Source organism: Paracoccus sp. (in: a-proteobacteria) (assembly GCF_035556475.1).
Lineage (GTDB): Bacteria > Pseudomonadota > Alphaproteobacteria > Rhodobacterales > Rhodobacteraceae > Paracoccus.
Window position 1 is genome coordinate 1 of sequence record NZ_DATMFA010000143.1, and the last position, 16,880, is coordinate 16,880.

Genomic DNA, 16,880 nt, shown 5'->3' on the forward strand with positions numbered 1-16,880 from the left:
CATCGCGCTCGGCGCCGATCAGGGCATGGTCAAGACCATCTGGGACCGCAACACCGGCGAACTCCTCGGCGCCCATATGGCCGGCGCCGAAGTGACCGAGATGATCCAGGGCTTCGTCCTCGCCATGGATCTCGAAACCACCGACCGCGAATTCGCCGAAACCGTCTTCCCCCATCCAACCCTCTCCGAGGCCATGAAAGAAGCCACCCTCGCCGCTATGGGCCGCGCAATCAACTTCTGACCAGAACCGGAAACCAAAAAAAGCCCGGGCGCGCAGGCACGAACCCACGCCGCCCGGACCCGCACCCCCCAGCCTCAGCACCCCCGCATTCACCGTTTCCAAAATACCCCGGGGGGAAAGGGGGCAGAGCCCCCCAGCAACCTTACTCCCCGCCAGGAACAGGCCCTAAACATCCTCCCGTTAGTGCTCTTCTCTCGTCGCAGGCTATGCCCGATAGCGTTCGACCAGCGCCGCAAGTCGCTCCACCGCCGCAACCGAGGCCGCATGGTCCTGCGAGAAATTCAGCCTGACGCTGGCGGCGGTATGCGGGCTGAATTCGGTTCCCGGGGTGACGATGATCCCGGCCTGCAGGCGCAGTGCCTTGACGAATTGGCCGGGAGCAATGCGAAGCCGCGGCAGCCGGGGGAACAGATAGCTTCCGGCCTGGGGCAGGCGGGCATTGCAACCCTCGATCCGTCGGAATTGCGACACGAGGTCGTCGCGGATCGCCTGATGCGCCCTGATCCGCTCGGCCATCCAGCCCGCGGGTTCGTCGAACCAGCTCCGCAGGACCGCCTGCGCATAGCCCGCCGCCCGCAGCGAGACGATCGCCTGCAGCTTTTCCATCCGGGCGATGATCGTGGTCGAGCCGAAGGCGACGCCCAGCCGGTAGCCGCTGAGGGACTCGGTCTTGGACGGACCCATGATGGTCACGACGTTCTCGGCATCCACCGCCGCCGCGCGCAGGTGGGTATAGGTCACATCCATATATGTCAGGCGGGAATAGAGCTGGTCGACGATGACCGTCGCCCCGTATCTCCCGGCCAGCGCGGCGATTTCGTTGATCTCGATCGCGGAATAGACCACCCCGGCCGGGTTGTTAGGGTTCGAGAACAGGAAGACGCGCGCTCCGGCCCGGAACGCCTCCTCGAGCTGTCCGAGGTTCAGCCCGGCCCGGCCCTCGTCGGCTTCCTCATAAGAGAGCTGGACGGGCAGCATCTCGCCCTCGAAGAACTCGACCAGTTTTCGGTTGGCAAAATAGTCGGGCTGGACGATGGCGACCTTGTCTCCGCGCGAGACGGTCGCAGCCACCGCGAGAAATAGTGCGCCCTGCGTGCCGGGGGTAATGATCAGCCCGTTCTCGGCATCGACCGGGCAGCTGGTGAAAGCGGCGAGGCGAGGGGCGAGGCGCGCGCGGATCTCCATGCTGCCGCGATATTCCGTATAGGCCTGACGGCCGCCCTCGGCGACCCCCGCCGCGAAAAGCTCGAAGGCGCCGGGCGTCGGCTCATGCGCGTCCACATCGCCATGCGAGAAATCGACCGGGCGCCCCTCAAGAGCCTCTCACCGATGAGGAAATCCGCCTCCCGCGACTGGCGCACCTCCTGTCCGGGCGCGTTATCCGTGCCAAGCCTGCTGAACTTCTCTGCGACGCCCATCTGCAAGTCCTCATCCCGTTCCTCGCGGGTAGGTTAGCAGGCGAGGGGGCAAAACCAGAAATGGCTTTTCAGGCCTTGCAAGGGGGCGGCGTCCTCATCCGCAGGGGGCCGGTATCTGCCACGTCAGCGAACATTGTTGATGCCCCGCTCGCGGTTGATTGCGGTCCCGTCAGCCGCGCCCGCGATAGGGTGGGACACCTTGATCCGGGATCCAGACATCCTTGGGCATGGCGCTGCTCTGCCAGAAGACGTCGATCGGGATGCCGCCGCGCGGATACCAGTATCCGCCGATGCGCAGCCAGCGCGGCTCCAGGAAAGCGACCAGCCGCCTTGCGATCGAGATTGTGCAATCCTCGTGAAAAGCACCGTGATTTCTGAAGGATCCGAGGAAGAGTTTAAGGGATTTCGACTCGACCAGCCAATCCCCCGGCACATAGTCGATCACCAGATGTGCGAAATCGGGTTGCCCGGTCATCGGGCAGAGCGAGGTGAATTCCGGCGCGGTGAAACGCACGTTGTAGCTGACATCCGCCTGCGGATTCCGCACCCGTTCAAGCTCGGCCTGATCGGGGCTTTGGGGCAGGGTGGTCGTCCCGCCCAGTTGTTTCAGATCGCTGTAGATCGTGTTCGACATGTCTGGTCCTTTCATACGCCGCGCCGGTTGCCCCAGATGAGGACATGGAGCTGCGGTAGGATTCTTGGCGAAAACCAACCTTTTCCGACAGTTTCCTCGATCAGCCAGAGCAGCCGGTCCGCAAGCCGCTGCGGATCGACGGGCAGATCGGGATCGGTTTCGGGATTACCCGGTTGCAGATAAAGGGGCAGGCCGGGATAGCGTTCGGCCACTTCGCGAGCCCAGGCCAGGTCGGTATGGTCGAAGATCACGATCTTCATCACCGCCTCGGTCATCCCGGCCGCGGAAAGGCAGGCGTCGAAGGCGGACCAGTCCACTTCCTGCCCGCTCGATGGCGGCTTGGGCGACAGCACCAGCAGCGACAGGTCCGCGAACCAGTCCCGCGCGACCGAGCCTTGCGTCTCGCAGGCGAAGCGGTAGCCAGCTTCGCGGCCAAGCGCGATGACCGGCGCGAAGTCCTGGATCGCCGGATTCCCGCCCGAGATCGAGACGGTCAGCGGCTGCCCCCCGGAAAGCCGCCGGACCTCGGCCATGATGGCATCCGGGGTCATGGCCTTCCATTCGTGGCGATGGCTGCTGTCCACCGCATGCAGGCTGTCGCACCAATTGCAGCGATAGTCGCAGCCACCGGCGCGGATGAACACGGTGGGCTGCCCGATCAGGGCGCCTTCGCCCTGAATGGTCGGGCCGAATATCTCGGCTATACGCAGGGTCATGGCCGGAACTCTGCCCATGTCTTTGGCGTCTCGGAAACCCGCACCGCAATGACCTCGGGCCAGCGTTCCCTGCACCAGTCGAAGAAATGCCGGGCGAGGTTTTCGGCCGTCGAGGGCAAGTCCAGCACGTCGTTCAGGTGGCGATGATCGAAAGTCCCGTCGATATAGGTCTTGAGCGCCCCCAACTCGTGATAGTCGCGCACGAAGCCGTCGGAATTAAGCCGGGCCGAGGCCAGTTCGACCACCACGACATAATTGTGCCCATGCAGCCGCGCGCATTGATGATCGGCGGGCAGATGCGCCAGTCGATGAGAGGCCGAGAAGTGAAATTCCTTGCTGATCCGATACATCAGGCCCGCGCCTTTGCAGCCACGGCCTCGCGCCAGAAGTCGGGATCGGCATAGGTGGTTGGATCGCAGATGCCGGCCAGATCAAAGGCCTCGCGCCGCTCGACACAGGTGCCGCAGCGCCCGCAATGCAGTTCTCCGCCCTTGTAGCAGGACCATGTCTCGGCAAAGGGCGTGTCGTGACGCGCGCCCTCGGCCACGATATCGGCCTTGGTCTTGTGAACGAAGGGCACATGCAGCGCGACATCGGCATAGTCCGCCAGCGCCATGCGCTGCATTTGCGCGAAAGCATCGGTGAAGGCCGGGCGGCAGTCGGGATAGATGAAATGGTCGCCGCCATGCACGGCCGCGGCGACGGCCCGGTCGCCCTTGGCCGCGGCAATGCCGAAGGCGATCGTCAGCATGATCGCGTTGCGGTTCGGAACGACCGTGACGCGCATGGTCTCCTCGGCGTAATGCCCGTCGGGCACCTCGATCGCGTCGGTCAGCGCCGAGCCGCCAAGCGCCGCACCGATGCCGCGCAGGTCGACGAGGTGAAAGGGCACGCCCAGCCTTTGGGCGGCGCGGGCGGCAAAGTCGACCTCCTTACGGTGGCGTTGGCCGTAATCGAAGGAAATGATGCGGGCAAGCTGACCCTCGCCCGCGACGATATGCGCAAGCGAAACGGAATCGAGTCCGCCGGAGCAGACCACTGAAATTTTCATTCTGGAACCCTTGTTTTGATGACCGGGTAGGCTGCGACCGGTGGAGGGCCTCATAGAGGCAGGAAGGTGGAAGCACAAGCCCCGGCAGAGATCTGCGCCAGACGGTGATTGCCTCGCCCGACATGGGGCGGGCACGGACGAGAACGGTTGCCGTGCGGACACCTCCTCATGCGATCCGGGTTCCTTATTCCCCGAGATGGCGCGCCATCTGGTCGGCCAACCGCTGGGCATCCTCACGACGGCCGGACCAGTCATCGGCGATCTCGCCGACATAACCGCGCCTCGCTATATCGAGGATGGCGGCATCCTCTGCGCCAAGCCTCTGGATCGCCCAAATTGCGGCTTCATCCTTGCTGGCAAATATGCCCTTGCTGGTGGTCAGCCACATCCTTGCCAATGTCAGCAGGACATTCCGGGTGTCCTGATGCAGACCCTCCAGCAAGGCGGGAAGCAGATCGCGCATGGCCCGCCGAACGGCTGCGGCCGAAACCTCGGGTAACAGCGCCTCGGGGGCCGGACCCAGCAGGGGAATGGCCTGCCCTCGGGCCTGAGCAAGTGCCAGGGTGAATTCGGGATCGCGGGCGGGCAACGGCACCTCGCCGGCCTCGAACCCCGGCCGAAGCCACTCTCCATAGACAAATTCGGCCCGGGCGGGAAATATGCGGTCAGCAAGGTCGGGACGGGAGAATACCATTACCTCCAGACAACGCGGTCCTTCCGGCGGCGCGGGATGGCGACCCGAGAGACGGAGCAGCGACGACAGCAGTTCCGCGCGCATAGGCCCGGTCGGGCCGCGGTCGACGACGGCCAGCAGGTCGATATCGCTCTGCGGCCGCAGACCACCCGCAACCGCCGACCCATGCAGATAGACCGCAAGCAGGTCGTTTCCCAATATTCTGCGGATCTCGGCCAGTGTCGCCGATACCTGCGTGGTCAGTTCGGGCCTTTCCGGCATGTCACTCTCCCGGCGGCGACCGGCCCGCAACCGGGCTCCGCAACGGCAGAAATTTCTTGCCGCATATGTCACATCGCGCTGGCCTGCCGCGTCAACGTGATGTCAAACTTGAGCAGGAGAGACCCATGACCCCCCGCATGACCGATCATTTCAAACGCGCCGAAGCCGGATTCAAGCCCCTGTTCGCGCTGGAGACCGCCATCAAGGCCAGCCCGCTTGAACATGGCCTGCTGCATCTGGTCAAGCTGCGCGCCAGCCAGATCAACGGCTGCGCCTATTGCATCCACATGCATACTGCCGAGGCACTGAAGGATGGCGAGGCGCCGCTGCGCCTGCACATGCTGGTGGCCTGGCGGGAAAGTAGCCTCTACACCCCGCGCGAGCGCGCGGCCCTCGGCTGGACCGAAGCGCTGACCCGGCTGGAACAGACTGGAGCGCCCGATGCCGATTGGGCGGAGGTGACGGCGCAGTTCGACGAGGACGAACGGGCTTGGCTGTCGCTGGCCATTGGTGCGATCAACCTCTGGAACCGGGTGCAGGTGGGCTTCCGCACGGCGCATCCGACCGAATTGCCCGACGCAAGGCGCGATGCAGCCTGATCCCGGCGCCAGCGTCTTCCAGAGCGAGCGGCCCCGGCTGCTCCGTCTGGCCTATCGTATGCTCGGCTCGCACCACGATGCCGAGGATGTGGTGCAGGAGGCGTGGTTGCGCTGGCAGCGCAGCGATCAGGCCGCGGTGCGCGAGCCTGCGGCTTGGCTGACGCGGATCGTCTCGCGGCTCTGTCTCGACCAGATGAAGTCGGCCCGCGCCCGGCGTGAGATCTATCCGGGCACCTGGCTGCCCGAACCGCTGATCGAGCCCGAGGATGACGCCCTGCGCCCCGACAATCTGACGCTGACCCTGATGATGGCGCTGGAGCGGCTGTCGCCGCTGGAGCGCGCGGCCTTCCTCCTCCATGATGTCTTCGGGCAGAGCATGGAGGAGGTGGCGGGCACCATCGACCGCAGCCCCGTCGCCACGCGTCAACTGGCGGCCCGCGCCCGCGCCCATGTGCAGATCGACCGCCCGCGCTATGAAATGCCGCGCGATGCCGCGGAAAACCTGACCCGCGCCTTCTTCGAGGCCTGCAAGTCCGGCGACGCGGCGACGCTTGGCGCGATGCTGGCCGAGGGGGCCACCTTCCAGGCCGATGGTGGTGGAAAAGCCAGCTCCTATCCCAATGTGATCACAGGGGTGGATCGTCTGGTCCGGCTGTTCCAGGGCTGGTCGCGCAAGTTCGGCCCGAGGATGGAGATGGTGCGGACGGTGACGATCGACGGCCTGCCGGGCTTCATCAGCCTGATAGACGGTGCGCCGCAAACCACGGCCTTGCAGATCGAACGCGGGCGCATCACGGCCATCTACATCACCCGCAACCCCGACAAGCTGGATGGCGTCGTCCGGCATTGACCCGGCCGGGGATGTCCCGGCCGGAAGTAGTTACAGCAACCCTTCGGTCGCCATCGCCCGCTGCACGGCCGGGCGCGCCCGCATCCTGTCGCGCAGCGCCACGAGTTCGGGAGGTGCGGCGACGCCGAAGCGCTCGGCCCAGAGCAGCATGACGAAGAGATAGCAATCGGCCACCGACAGCCGGTCCCCGAACAGGTAATCGCCCTGCATGGTGCCGGCCATCAGCCCCAGCAATTCTGTCACGGTCGAGGCCGCCCGGGCGCGGTCCCTGTCGGTCCCGCCATGCCACATCGGCTTGAAGGCGCGGTGGATCTCGGTCGAGATGAAGGCAAGCGCCTCCAACTGCCGGCTGCGCCCCATCGGCCCTTGCGCGGCAAGCTGCGGAAAGCGGGCCGACAGCCAGTCCAGCACGGCGATGTTCTCGGTCAGGATCTGTCCATCCTCCAGCACCAGAGCCGGGACATAGCCCTTGGCGCTGATGTGGTGGAAATCCTGCCCCGCCTCGGTCAGCTTGCTGCGCATGTCGACCCGCTCCAGATCGAAGCCGGCCCCTGCTTCGTGCAGGGCGATATGGTCGGCGAGGCTGCAGGCCAGCGGCGCGTAATACAGCCTCACAGCCGGAACTCGCCACGCCCGAGATAGGCGTCAAACCCGTTGGGGGCCAGACGCGCAGACCCTTCCGGCACAAGATCGGTGTCGTTCAGGACGACCCCGAAATAGGCGGCGGCGGGATCCGCCAGCACGCGGCGCGGATCGCCGGCCGCAGCCAGAACCCGGCTGACGAAGCTGGTCATGGGTGCCCGATCGGGGCCTGCAATCTCGACCACGCCATTGACCGGTGCGCCCTCGGCCACATCGGCCACCGCCGCCGCGACATCATCCGACAGGATCGGCTGCAATTGCGCCGGAGAGAGGCGGACCTCGTCGTCATGCGTGGCGGAACGTGCGATCGCCCCGACGAACTCCATGAACTGGGTCGAATGAATGATCGTATAGGGCAGGCCGGAGGCGCGGATCAGCTCCTCCTGCGCCTCTTTGGCGCGAAAGTAGCCACTGGCCTGAAGCTTCTCCGTTCCGACCACCGACAGGGCGATGTGATGGCGGATGCCCGCCGCCTTGCCCGCGGCCAGAAGATTACGCCCCGCCGTCTGGAAGAAGTCCATCGCCGGCCCATCCTCGAAGGACGGTGAATTAGCCAGGTCGATTACAACCTCGGCCCCGGCGAGAGCCTCTGCCAAGCCTTCGCCGGTATAGGTATCGACGCCGGTCGAGGGTGCGACACCCTGGACCTCATGCCCGCGCGCCTGAAGGGCATGAACGGTTTTAGACCCGATCAACCCGGTGCCGCCAATAATCACGATCTTCATCTTGTACTCCTGTTGTTGGTGCAAAGGTGACGAGGCGAGGCTGCGGAATGTGACATGCGGGTAAGAGGATTTGTCGCTGTTCGAGCGTTCTCCCCCGGGGAGACCGGTGACCTTCGGGGCTCACTGCAACCGGAGCGGACGTGCCGAGATTCAAGGCATATTTCCATGGCCCGGATAGAGGGAGCCCTCCAACCTGGACCACAGGCGTTATCAGCCTGTGGTCCGGTCCTTGCGTCGGGTTCAGAGGTTATATTGCTCGCGCGCGTAATTGCCGAGGCCCACGGCATCGAGGCGGGACAGCGGGGCCAGGAACGTCACCTGGATGACACCCGGCGCGCGGCCGATCTCGATCGCGCCATTGATGGTGGCGCGGTTCCGCACCTCGGCCACCGTCATCCCCAAGAGTTTCGCCGCGCGTGCCAAACCGTTGTCGATCGCCGCGTTCAGGTTTGCCGCCGTGCCAATGACCGAGATCGGCGCCATCGGCTCGATCTCCGTCACGCCCCATCTTTCCGCAAGCCGTGCGCCCTTTGCGCGTTCCGCGGCGGTGAAAGGCCGAGCCATCGGGGGCAGATCCTCCTCCAGCGGGAACAGCACCGGACCATCGAGCGGGTAGTTCTTCACCACCTCGACCTGCAGGGTCACGCTGCCAGCCACATCCATCGTGTGGCCGGCGATCTCGCCATCTCCCTGACCGGCATGCATGTCGCCCATGTAGATGCCCGCGCCCTTAACCTTGACGGGGCAGACCAGGATCGCGCCGGCGCGCACGGCGTCGATGTCCATGTGGCCGTCGGTCTTGTGCTCCGCCAATTGCTCGGCAGTGATCGCATAGGCATGCGGCGCGCCGACCAGAAAGGCGCCGAAGTCGCCGGCATTGTGGCTGTCGGGCATGGCGAGGGACGGGCAGGTGCCAAGCTGGCCCAGAAAGGGCCGCATCCGCACCAGCGTGCCGGGCATATCCGAGGGCGCATAGGTCAGGATCGAATGCTGGCGGCTGCCATCGGGCAGGGCGGCATAGTGGTTCGCTTCATGGGCGATGGCCTCGGCGGCGGCCGCCGGCAGCGTCAGGCCGACACTGCGCGTCTCGTCGAAGGTGACGGTGTAGCCGTGGACGATCTCGAAAGGTTTGACCGCATTGCCGCAAGTGTCGCATTTCACGGCGTCCTGACCGATGCCCTCCACATGTGTTTCGGGCCAAACCGTGTCGCAGACCGGGCAGCGTGCGGCGACATAGGGATCGCCGAGGCAAAACCCCTCGGGCGAACTGTCATGGCCGGAGGCGGTGGCGATCGAGGTCACAGTGATGTCGCGGATACGGATGGCGACCCCGTCGCCCACCTCGGCGCCCGCGACATGGACGGGGGTGGTAACCTCATGCCCGCCGCGCAGGCGCGGGGTGATCATCGGGCCCCAGCATCCCGGCGCGGTATTGGCGATGATCGTGCCGCCATTTTCCACCGGCCCCAGCATCGGCGCCTCGGGGTCGAGGACGCTGTTGGTGAATTCCGAAACCACGATGCTGCGGCGCGATGCGGCGATGCTTCCATCCGGCATGATGTTCTCCCATTGGGTTCAAGACTCTGGGAGCAAGAGTAGATCCGGAGGCCGAAACTGCAAGTCGGGTGCGGGGGGTGAAATGGGAGGATGTTCCGTGAGGTTGACAGGCTGCGGAGCAAGCTCGATCAGTCATCGGGATTGATGCAGGCTTTCGGAGCCGTGCCGGGGAGTGAGGGATCGGGTTCGTGGGGAGACAACGCGTGGAGCGCTGCTGAAGCGGGTCAAGGGCGGTGCTGGCTATGATCTCTGGTAGCCCTTCATCGGGTTTGAAGGGGTGCTGGGCATTATCTCGTAAGGCGGTGCCATGATGGGCCGGCTGCTTCGACACTACCCGCCGTTCCTGCTCGGTCATGTGGCAACCGGTACTGGAGGCGACCCAATTCCGCCGCGACCTATCATGTCGCTCAGGCCTATCAGGGTAGTGTCGATGTGGTGCGTTGTAGGCATGAGGGGGTAACTCGGCCGCGATTTCACCCACAAGCCATTAGAATTATTGATTAATGTCGTTGGTGTGAAGGACCTGATGGATCAGGGGATCAACAAAGATGCACGGATGCACGATTGAATTCTGTGCGAAGCCCCGCCACGAAAGTAGCACTCTTGGCGCGCAAGGTTCGTGGTGTGTAAAGGCGAGGTTTGATGGAATGCGAAACCGCATCGGGGATCAATGCGCGTGAATTAACTAACATAATCTAGATTATCCTTAAGTTTTCCGTAACCTCAGCACGTGCTATTTCTGAGTGCGACTTTTTATGCTCGACAATGGGTTGAGCCATGAACGGATCGCGGAATGAAGGTTCGGTTTTCTCACCTTTCCCTGTCCGACCGGCGCAAGATCGAGCGCTGGCTGCATGCAAGGCTGAGCCCTGACGAGATGGCGCGCCGCCTCGGCCGGCATCGTTCGACGATTTTCCGCGAATTGAAGCGCATCCACTTCCACGACAGTGAGCTTCCGAAGCTTAGTGGCTATTGGTGCATCGTGGCGCAGAGCCGCTGCGACGGTCGCCGGACCCGTCGGCGCAAGCTGGTCCGCGATCCCTGCTTGCGCGACCAGGTCGAACGCTGCCTGCGCGCTGGCTGGACGCCCGAGCAGATCGCCGGGCGCATGCGTTACGAGTGCGCGCCCAGCCGCGTATGCCACGAGACCATCTACCGCCATGTCTATTCGGAAGAAGGCCGCCGGGCCGAGCTCTGGCGCCATCTGCCCTCAGGCCGTAGACGGCGGCGCGGCTACCGGTTGCGCAAGCGCCCGCCGCCAAAATTTTCCCCGGAACTCAGCATCTTGTTCCGGCCAGACGTGATCGCACATCGAAGAGAGTTCGGCCATTGGGGTGAGACAGGACCGTCGCGCCAGATGGCGCGGCGTAAGCCTGTCGAACGATTTGGTACTGTTCCGGCAGAAATACGGTCCGGCCAATGTCACCACGATGACCCTGCGCACCAGCCGGTTTCTCGTCGTGCTGAAGAACGAGGAAAAGCGCACGAAACCGATCATGGCGCAGATCGCCCGGGCGCTCTCGCCCCTGCCCCGGCACGCCTGTCGCTCGGTGACTTTCGATCGCGGCTCCGAATTCGTCGACTGGCCGCATTTGCAGGCCGAGGTCGGTGCCCAGACATGGTTTTGCGAAGCTCAGTCGCCTTGGCAAAAAGGTGCGGTCGAGAACGCCAACAAACGGCTGCGGCGCTGGCTCTGTCGCGATACCGATCCCAACAGCCTGTCCCAGGACGAGCTGCGTGCGCTGTGTGCCGGGCTGAATGCCACCCCGCTCAAATGCCTCGGCTTCCGCACCCCGGCCGAGGTGTTCAAGGCCAACCTCCTCGGCCGCGGCCACCGGCGCGCCAAACTCTCAACGCAACCTAAGTCGCATCTGGACTAGCGCGTCCACTTTCTGGACGTAGCCACGATGAACGCCCACCTGCTGGCAGAGTGCCGGGCGCGGGTTGGGCCCGATGACGACCTGTGGATTCTGGGCGATTTCACTGCGGGCAGAGCCAGCGATGCGCAGCGGCGTGAGGTGCGCACGATTTATCATGCCCTGCCGGGCCGCAAGCATCTTATCCGGGGCAATCATGACCAGGACTGGGTCCGCGACCTGCCCTGGGACAGCGTGGCGGAGACGGCTGACATCGTCGTCGACAAGCGTCGGCTGTTTCTCTGCCACTATCCCATGATCACCTGGCCCGGCGCGCGGCACCAGGGGCTGGAGCTGTTCGGCCATGTGCATCAAAATTGGCGGGGTTCGCGCAACAGCGTCGACGTCGGTGTGGACGTCTGGAACTTCAGGCCGGTGACGCTGCCGGAAATCTTGCGGCGCGCAGCCAAACTGGTCAACGCGCATTGGGATCAGGTCGAGCTCGGCCGCGCCTGGCCCACGGTATTGTGCGTCGGCTGCGGCCGGACCCTCGATCCGGCCCTGGTCTCCGGGCAAGCCGTGGTGCATGACGGGCGGATCGTCGTGGCCGCGAGGGGTGAGACGATCGTCACCATGAAGGAGGCTATCCGCAAATGGCTGCCGGAGGGCAGGCATATCTGTCCGGAATGCATCGGCGGCTATCTTTCCGTCAGTGAGGTCACACTGCCAGCCGGATTCAGCTTCGATGAGATGCGGAACTGGGCCGTTCGCAAGGGGAAGTAGGATGCCGCAGGAACATTCCACCGACAAACCCAGCCTCGAGGAGCGCGTGCTGGCAAGCATCGATCTAATCGATGCGGCACAGGCCTGCACGCTGCTGCGCATCGAAACGGAGGATCCGGAACGCGCCATGCAGACCATGGCCCGCGACAATGCCGTCATCACCCTGGCTCAAAAGGGGAGGACCATGTTGCCGCTGTTCCAGTTCGATCTGGCAACTGGCCGTGTCTTTGATGTTGTCCGCGACATCCTGAAGCTCAGACCGACCCGTATCAGCAATCTGACGCTGGCGTATTGGATGACGCGCGCTCACCTCGATCCCGCGCAACGCTTTGGCCATGAGGACGGGGCAATCCTCGCCGCATGCCGACGATATATAGAGCTTGAGCGTCATGGGTGACTTCGACAAGGCCGGGAAGCCCGGCATCACGATGCGCTGAGGGTCGATCTGAATGGCTTCAGCTTCGGTCATCTCGATCGGGTTGTTGCCCAGCAGCCGGGTCTGCTTCATCGCGTCGGATGCGAGCAGCTCCAGGCTGTCTTCGGTCACGCCGACGTCGCGCAGGCGGTGCGGCGCGCGCGAGGCATCCATCAGCGCCTGCATGTGATCTACAAAGGCGACCGCGCGGGCCTGCGCCCCCTCATCCGAAGGCTACCGCAGCATGTCCGCCAACTCGGCATAAAGCGGCGCTGTGGCGGTCACGTTGAAGCGCAAGACCGGCCCCAGCATCAGCGCGTTGGAAAGCCCGTGCGGCACATGGTAGTGCCCGCCCAACGGATAGGCGAGCGCATGCACCGCTGCAACAGGCGCGTTGGCGAAAGCCTGCCCGGCAAGGGTCGCGCCCAGCAGCATGGCCTCGCGCGCGACGCGGTCCTGACCATTTTCGCAGGCGACGATCAGGTTTTTGGACAGAAGCTTCGGCGCCTCGCGCGCGCAGCTGTCGGACATCGGGTTCTTCTTGTGACGGCTGGTATAGGCCTCAATCGCGTGGACTGTAGCATCGATGCCGGTCGCTCCAGTATGCAGCGCCGGCAGGCCTGTGGTCAATTCGGCATCCAGCAGCACCCGGTCGGCGCAAAGCTGCGGCGACACAACCCCCATCTTGGTCGTCTCACCTGTGGTCAGGATGGTGATGTTCGTGACCTCGGACCGGTCCCGGCCGTGGTTGGCACCTGCACCAGCGGCAGGCGTTTGCCGCGCACATTGCCGATGCAATACATCTCGGTCAGGGCTGGTCCGATCCGACCAGCACCGCCGCGAGCTTGGCGATGTCCATAGACGACCGTCTGTCCGCGACTGATTACCGCTTCTCTGCGACCTAACCTGCCGCAGCGGGCCTCAAGGTCCGCGCCACCAGATGAATCCCCGCCAGCATGCATCGGACCGATCCCCCGGCCAGTTCGATCGTCGGGATTTGCAGCGGCAATATCTGCCCCTGACGCTCCAGCATCGCGCGTTGCGCGGGCGCAAGCGCTGCCAGCGCCCGCGACGAGATCGCGATGACCGTTCCTTGCGCGCCGCGCAGCTCCAGCGCATTACCGCAGAAGTGGGACACCTGCTCATGCGAGAGGTCGATGACGGTGCGGCCACTGTCCTGCAACCGGGCGAGAATTTCGGCGCGGCGGGCGGGATGGCCGATCGTCGCCAGCGAAATCAGCGCGAAGCCCGTGCCGATGCACATCAGCACGTTGGTGTGATAGATTGGCCGTCCATGCGCATCCGTCGCGTCAAATACGATCGGCTCGAAATTGAAATGCGTGCAGAAGCGTTCAAGGATCACCTCGTTCGTTCGCATCGAGCGCGCCGCATAGGCCACGCGCTCGATATGGTCGAGCACCATGGCACCGGTGCCCTCCAGAAACATCGCATCCTGCTCCAGCCCGGAATAGTCGATCACGTCCTGCACGCGATAGTGCTGCTTCAGCATCTCGATGATGTCGTGACGGCGTTCCCGGCGACGGTTGGGCGAATACATCGGATAGATGGCGACATGCCCGCCGGCGTGGGTAGAGAACCAATTGTTGGGAAAGACGGAATCCGGGGTTTCGACTCCTTCGTCCTCGAACAGGTGAACGGTGATCCCGGCCGCCTCCAGCATTTCGGCGGCGCGACTGGCCTCGGCATGGGCTTCGCGCGCGACCTGCGCGGAACTGCGCAGCTCGTCCGTCCTTTGAAAACCGTTATCGGCCGCGGTCGAGGGGTTGGGCGTGAAGTGATGCGGGCGGATCATCACTACCGCGCGGGGGGCTTGCACCAGTGCCGACATCACACTACCTCTGCGAACAACCCGAAGAGGTCGCGCGGATCCTCGGGGTCGGTCAGCAGATCGATTTCGCGGCCATGGCCGGTGCGCTGCACGGTGTCCCACAGATAGCGCAGGGTCGAGAAGTCCTCGGTCGCGAAGCCCACCGAGTCGAAGATGGTGATCTCGTCGCGGGAATGTCGGCCCCTCTCGCTGCCGCAGATCACGCGCCAGAGTTCGGTCACCGGAAAATCCTCGGGCATCTGCTGGATCTCGCCCTCGATCCGGGTCTGCGGCGGGAACTCGACGAAGACCCGGCCACGCGTCAGGATTTGGGCCTGAAGCTCGGTCTTGCCGGGGCAGTCGCCGCCGACGGCGTTCAGATGCATCCCGGCGCTGACCATATTGTCGGAAAGGATCGTGGCATTGCGCTTGTCCGCCGTCACGGTGGTGACAACATCTGCGCCCTGAACCGCCTCGGCGGCCGAGCTGGCCACGACGATCTCCAACCCGGAATCCCGCATGTTATGCAGGTATTTGCGGATGGATTCCGGGTCGATGTCATGGACCTGCACACGGGAGATACCGTTGATCTCGCGAAAGGCGATCGACTGGAATTCCGCTTGAGCGCCGGCGCCGATCAATGCCATGATGCGGCAGTCGGGGCGGGCCAGGTGCCGCGCCGCAACGGCGGAGGTCGCCGCCGTCCGCAGCGCCGTCGCAATGGTCATTTCCGACAGCAGGATCGGATAGCCGGTCGCAACATCGGCGAGCACGCCGAAGGCGGTCACGGTCTGCAGCCCGGCGCGGAAATTGCCCGGATGGCCGTTGACGTATTTGAAGCCATAAAGCTCGGCATTCGCGGTCGGCATCAGTTCGATCACGCCGTCGCGAGAATGGCTGGCAACACGCGGCGTCTTGTCGAAATCGGGCCAGTTGCGGAAGTCGTCTTCGATATATTCCGCAAGCCCCTTCAGGACCGGGCCGACGCCCACCTCTCGGACCAGCCTGATCATCTCCGTGACGCCAAGATAGCGTGTTGCCTGCATTTTTTGCCTCCGAAAAGTAACGATTTCCGGCAATGTAGGCTCAGCATATTGCGCAGAGTATATTCAAGTTCTCCAGATTGTCGGCTATCTTTGCACGAAATGCCAATCAGAAATGAGCAATAATGATGATGGTTCTGGACGATCTGGATCGCAAGCTGATCGCCTCGCTCCGCGAGGATGGGCGATCCCCGGTTTCCAGCCTTGCGCAGATCCTGGGGGTGTCCCGGGCAACGGTGCAGACCCGGTTGGACCGGCTGCTGGACAGCGGCGTGGTGCTGGGTTTCACCATCCGCGCGCGGCAGGACTACGACCCGGACGCAGTGCGGGCCATCATGCTGATCGAGGTGGCCGGGCGTTCGACCACGCAGGTCGTGCGCCAGCTGCGCGGGCTGCCGGAATTGCATGCGCTGCACACGACCAATGGTGCCTGGGATCTGATTGCCGAGATCCGGGCCGAGAACCTGCGCGACTTTGATCGGGTTCTACGCGAGGTCCGGCTGATCGATGGCGTGTTGAACAGCGAGACGAGCATCATGCTCAGCTCGGTATGACAAAGGCCCGCCGGCGGGGCGGGCCTTTGCCGGATCACTGCTGACGGGCGATGATGCCCATTGCGGTAATGATGGTGCGGGCAAAGGTCAGCGCGCCCAGGCCGTCGATGTCCCGCTCGGGCATGAATTCCACAAAATCCATCGCGCGGATGCGACCCTTGACGGCGGCGGAGTGGATCAGGTCGCAGACCTGATAATATTCCAGCCCTCCCGGCCCGCGCGCGATCACGCCCGGCAGGTCCGACGAGTTGAAGGCATCCGCGTCGATGCAGATGACGATATCCGTATCTTCAGGGATCGAGTCCAGCGCGCGCTCGGCCCCGATGCGGTGCATCTCGGCGGCGGTGACGACGCGAGCGCCCCATGCCAGCGCATCCTCGAGATCAGCCGTAGAGCCCGAGCCGATGCCGCGCGCGCCCACCTGCACGATATGCCGAACCTGTGACAGCTCTGAGGCCCGCCGCATGGTCGAGGAAAGGCCCAGGCTTTCGCCCATATGCGTCTCGCGCCAGTCGATATGGGCATCGATCTGCACGATACTCAGTCCGCGACCCTCGGCTGCGGCCTGAGCGTTCACGGCCTGAAGCATGGGGATCGGGATGGAATCGTCGCCGCCCATGATCAGCGGCACCACGCCCCGCCCCAACAGGGTCGCGACGGCATTGCGGATTAGGTCGCGGTTGCCGCTGGCATCGGCCTCGTCAAAGGGCAGGTCGCCGCAATCGACAGCGCGCCGCGCCGGATCGGGAAAGACCTTGCCACCGATGTCGAAATCGTGGCGGTCGATATTCGCGATGAAGCTGGCCGTCGCCGCCCGCAGCGCGGCAGGTGCATTGCGGCAATAGGCTCCGACCGAGGCATAGGGCGTGGCGCAACCCGCGCCAAAGATCGCCATCGGTGCCGAGACCGCGGTAAAATCGCGCTGTTCCTGCAAGCCCAGGAATGTCGTCACGTCGGTGCTGGCGCCAAACAGCGCGCCAAGGTCAACCTTGCTCATTATATATGTTCCTTCC

Annotated in this window: 18 protein-coding genes and 2 pseudogenes; 6 read left to right on the top strand and 14 right to left on the bottom strand. The window is 64.3% G+C overall.

The annotated features are described in order from the left end of the window. Nucleotides 1-241, top strand: a pseudogene (locus VNQ78_RS19980) (dihydrolipoyl dehydrogenase); the annotation flags it as partial. 204 nt (nt 242-445) lie between these two features. Here the strand turns inward: VNQ78_RS19980 and VNQ78_RS19985 are convergent. The 6 genes from VNQ78_RS19985 to VNQ78_RS20010 form a co-directional block, all read right to left on the bottom strand. After that, nucleotides 446-1,522 carry a pyridoxal phosphate-dependent aminotransferase gene (locus VNQ78_RS19985; protein WP_325693290.1) on the bottom strand — a complete coding sequence of 359 codons (1,077 nt, stop codon included), beginning with the start codon at nt 1,520-1,522 and terminating at the stop codon, nt 446-448. 306 nt (nt 1,523-1,828) lie between these two features. Further along, nucleotides 1,829-2,293 carry a preQ(1) synthase gene (queF, locus tag VNQ78_RS19990; protein WP_325693293.1) on the bottom strand — a complete coding sequence of 155 codons (465 nt, stop codon included), beginning with the start codon at nt 2,291-2,293 and terminating at the stop codon, nt 1,829-1,831. An 11-nt stretch (nt 2,294-2,304) separates the two neighbouring features. Continuing rightward, nucleotides 2,305-3,009, bottom strand: a complete 705-nt coding sequence (queE, locus tag VNQ78_RS19995) for a 7-carboxy-7-deazaguanine synthase QueE (RefSeq protein ID WP_325693296.1) — start codon at nt 3,007-3,009, stop codon at nt 2,305-2,307. Then, entirely contained in the window at nt 3,006-3,359 is a 354-nt protein-coding gene (gene queD, locus VNQ78_RS20000; protein WP_325693299.1) for a 6-carboxytetrahydropterin synthase QueD, read from the bottom strand. The genes queE and queD overlap by 4 nt, the downstream gene beginning before the upstream one ends. Next, nucleotides 3,359-4,060: a 7-cyano-7-deazaguanine synthase QueC gene (queC, locus tag VNQ78_RS20005; RefSeq protein WP_325693302.1), complete on the bottom strand. Its 702-nt coding sequence runs from the start codon at nt 4,058-4,060 to the stop codon at nt 3,359-3,361. The genes queD and queC overlap by 1 nt, the downstream gene beginning before the upstream one ends. A 184-nt stretch (nt 4,061-4,244) precedes the next feature. Continuing rightward, entirely contained in the window at nt 4,245-5,015 is a 771-nt protein-coding gene (locus VNQ78_RS20010; protein ID WP_325693305.1) for an aminoglycoside adenylyltransferase domain-containing protein, read from the bottom strand. Nucleotides 5,016-5,140: 125 nt separating this feature from the next. On the opposite strand from VNQ78_RS20010, the gene VNQ78_RS20015 reads away from it, so the two are divergent. Then, nucleotides 5,141-5,614 carry a carboxymuconolactone decarboxylase family protein gene (locus VNQ78_RS20015; RefSeq protein WP_325693308.1) on the top strand — a complete coding sequence of 158 codons (474 nt, stop codon included), beginning with the start codon at nt 5,141-5,143 and terminating at the stop codon, nt 5,612-5,614. Continuing rightward, nucleotides 5,604-6,464, top strand: coding sequence for a sigma-70 family RNA polymerase sigma factor (locus VNQ78_RS20020; RefSeq protein ID WP_325693311.1), 861 nt, complete (start codon nt 5,604-5,606; stop codon nt 6,462-6,464). The genes VNQ78_RS20015 and VNQ78_RS20020 overlap by 11 nt, the downstream gene beginning before the upstream one ends. 30 nt (nt 6,465-6,494) lie before the next feature. On the opposite strand, the gene VNQ78_RS20025 is transcribed toward VNQ78_RS20020, so the two are convergent. The 3 genes from VNQ78_RS20025 to VNQ78_RS20035 all read right to left on the bottom strand — a co-directional run bounded on the left by VNQ78_RS20025 (nt 6,495) and on the right by VNQ78_RS20035 (nt 9,388). Further along, nucleotides 6,495-7,079: a glutathione binding-like protein gene (locus tag VNQ78_RS20025; protein WP_325693314.1), complete on the bottom strand. Its 585-nt coding sequence runs from the start codon at nt 7,077-7,079 to the stop codon at nt 6,495-6,497. After that, nucleotides 7,076-7,831, bottom strand: coding sequence for an SDR family oxidoreductase (locus tag VNQ78_RS20030; protein WP_325693317.1), 756 nt, complete (start codon nt 7,829-7,831; stop codon nt 7,076-7,078). Before VNQ78_RS20030 ends, VNQ78_RS20025 begins: the two co-directional genes overlap by 4 nt. A 240-nt stretch (nt 7,832-8,071) precedes the next feature. Beyond that, nucleotides 8,072-9,388, bottom strand: coding sequence for an acetamidase/formamidase family protein (locus VNQ78_RS20035; RefSeq protein ID WP_325693320.1), 1,317 nt, complete (start codon nt 9,386-9,388; stop codon nt 8,072-8,074). A 793-nt stretch (nt 9,389-10,181) separates the two neighbouring features. Between VNQ78_RS20035 and VNQ78_RS20040 the strand changes: the two are divergent. Then, nucleotides 10,182-11,268, top strand: a pseudogene (locus VNQ78_RS20040) (IS30 family transposase). Between the two features lie 27 nt (nt 11,269-11,295). Beyond that, nucleotides 11,296-12,027 (top strand): phosphoesterase, encoded by a 732-nt coding sequence (locus tag VNQ78_RS20045; protein WP_325693323.1) that lies wholly within the window; start codon nt 11,296-11,298, stop codon nt 12,025-12,027. A gap of 64 nt (nt 12,028-12,091) precedes the next feature. Here the strand turns inward: VNQ78_RS20045 and VNQ78_RS21645 are convergent, their stop codons facing one another. The 4 genes from VNQ78_RS21645 to VNQ78_RS20060 all read right to left on the bottom strand — a co-directional run bounded on the left by VNQ78_RS21645 (nt 12,092) and on the right by VNQ78_RS20060 (nt 15,316). Then, entirely contained in the window at nt 12,092-12,628 is a 537-nt protein-coding gene (locus VNQ78_RS21645; RefSeq protein WP_422662206.1) for a hypothetical protein, read from the bottom strand. A gap of 48 nt (nt 12,629-12,676) precedes the next feature. After that, nucleotides 12,677-13,117: a hypothetical protein gene (locus tag VNQ78_RS21650; RefSeq protein WP_422662207.1), complete on the bottom strand. Its 441-nt coding sequence runs from the start codon at nt 13,115-13,117 to the stop codon at nt 12,677-12,679. Nucleotides 13,118-13,343: 226 nt separating this feature from the next. Beyond that, a complete protein-coding gene (ctlX, locus tag VNQ78_RS20055) occupies nt 13,344-14,291 on the bottom strand; it encodes a citrulline utilization hydrolase CtlX (RefSeq protein ID WP_325693326.1) in 948 nt (315 codons plus the stop codon). Then, the gene (locus VNQ78_RS20060) at nt 14,291-15,316 is read right to left on the bottom strand and encodes an ornithine cyclodeaminase (protein WP_325693330.1); all 1,026 of its coding nucleotides are present in this window, start codon (nt 15,314-15,316) and stop codon (nt 14,291-14,293) included. The genes ctlX and VNQ78_RS20060 overlap by 1 nt, the downstream gene beginning before the upstream one ends. Nucleotides 15,317-15,438: 122 nt before the next feature. Here VNQ78_RS20060 and VNQ78_RS20065 point away from each other — a divergent pair, with 122 nt between their 5' ends. Next, nucleotides 15,439-15,867, top strand: a complete 429-nt coding sequence (locus VNQ78_RS20065) for an Lrp/AsnC family transcriptional regulator (RefSeq protein WP_325693335.1) — start codon at nt 15,439-15,441, stop codon at nt 15,865-15,867. A gap of 34 nt (nt 15,868-15,901) precedes the next feature. On the opposite strand, the gene VNQ78_RS20070 is transcribed toward VNQ78_RS20065, so the two are convergent. After that, a complete protein-coding gene (locus VNQ78_RS20070) occupies nt 15,902-16,864 on the bottom strand; it encodes an arginase family protein (protein WP_325693338.1) in 963 nt (320 codons plus the stop codon). Nucleotides 16,865-16,880 lie beyond the last annotated feature (16 nt).

Bases quoted from the DNA above. Each gene is read 5' to 3' on its own strand.
- queE (WP_325693296.1), bottom strand. From the start codon at position 3,009: ATGACCCTGCGTATAGCCGAGATATTCGGCCCGACCATTCAGGGCGAA.
- queF (WP_325693293.1), bottom strand. From the start codon at position 2,293: ATGTCGAACACGATCTACAGCGATCTGAAACAACTGGGCGGGACGACC.
- VNQ78_RS20015 (WP_325693308.1), top strand. From the start codon at position 5,141: ATGACCCCCCGCATGACCGATCATTTCAAACGCGCCGAAGCCGGATTC.
- queC (WP_325693302.1), bottom strand. From the start codon at position 4,060: ATGAAAATTTCAGTGGTCTGCTCCGGCGGACTCGATTCCGTTTCGCTT.
- VNQ78_RS20010 (WP_325693305.1), bottom strand. From the start codon at position 5,015: ATGCCGGAAAGGCCCGAACTGACCACGCAGGTATCGGCGACACTGGCC.
- VNQ78_RS20065 (WP_325693335.1), top strand. From the start codon at position 15,439: ATGATGATGGTTCTGGACGATCTGGATCGCAAGCTGATCGCCTCGCTC.
- ctlX (WP_325693326.1), bottom strand. From the start codon at position 14,291: ATGTCGGCACTGGTGCAAGCCCCCCGCGCGGTAGTGATGATCCGCCCG.
- VNQ78_RS20070 (WP_325693338.1), bottom strand. From the start codon at position 16,864: ATGAGCAAGGTTGACCTTGGCGCGCTGTTTGGCGCCAGCACCGACGTG.
- VNQ78_RS21645 (WP_422662206.1), bottom strand. From the start codon at position 12,628: ATGCAGGCGCTGATGGATGCCTCGCGCGCGCCGCACCGCCTGCGCGAC.
- VNQ78_RS20045 (WP_325693323.1), top strand. From the start codon at position 11,296: ATGAACGCCCACCTGCTGGCAGAGTGCCGGGCGCGGGTTGGGCCCGAT.
- VNQ78_RS20030 (WP_325693317.1), bottom strand. From the start codon at position 7,831: ATGAAGATCGTGATTATTGGCGGCACCGGGTTGATCGGGTCTAAAACC.
- queD (WP_325693299.1), bottom strand. From the start codon at position 3,359: ATGTATCGGATCAGCAAGGAATTTCACTTCTCGGCCTCTCATCGACTG.
- VNQ78_RS20035 (WP_325693320.1), bottom strand. From the start codon at position 9,388: ATGCCGGATGGAAGCATCGCCGCATCGCGCCGCAGCATCGTGGTTTCG.
- VNQ78_RS20060 (WP_325693330.1), bottom strand. From the start codon at position 15,316: ATGCAGGCAACACGCTATCTTGGCGTCACGGAGATGATCAGGCTGGTC.
- VNQ78_RS20020 (WP_325693311.1), top strand. From the start codon at position 5,604: ATGCAGCCTGATCCCGGCGCCAGCGTCTTCCAGAGCGAGCGGCCCCGG.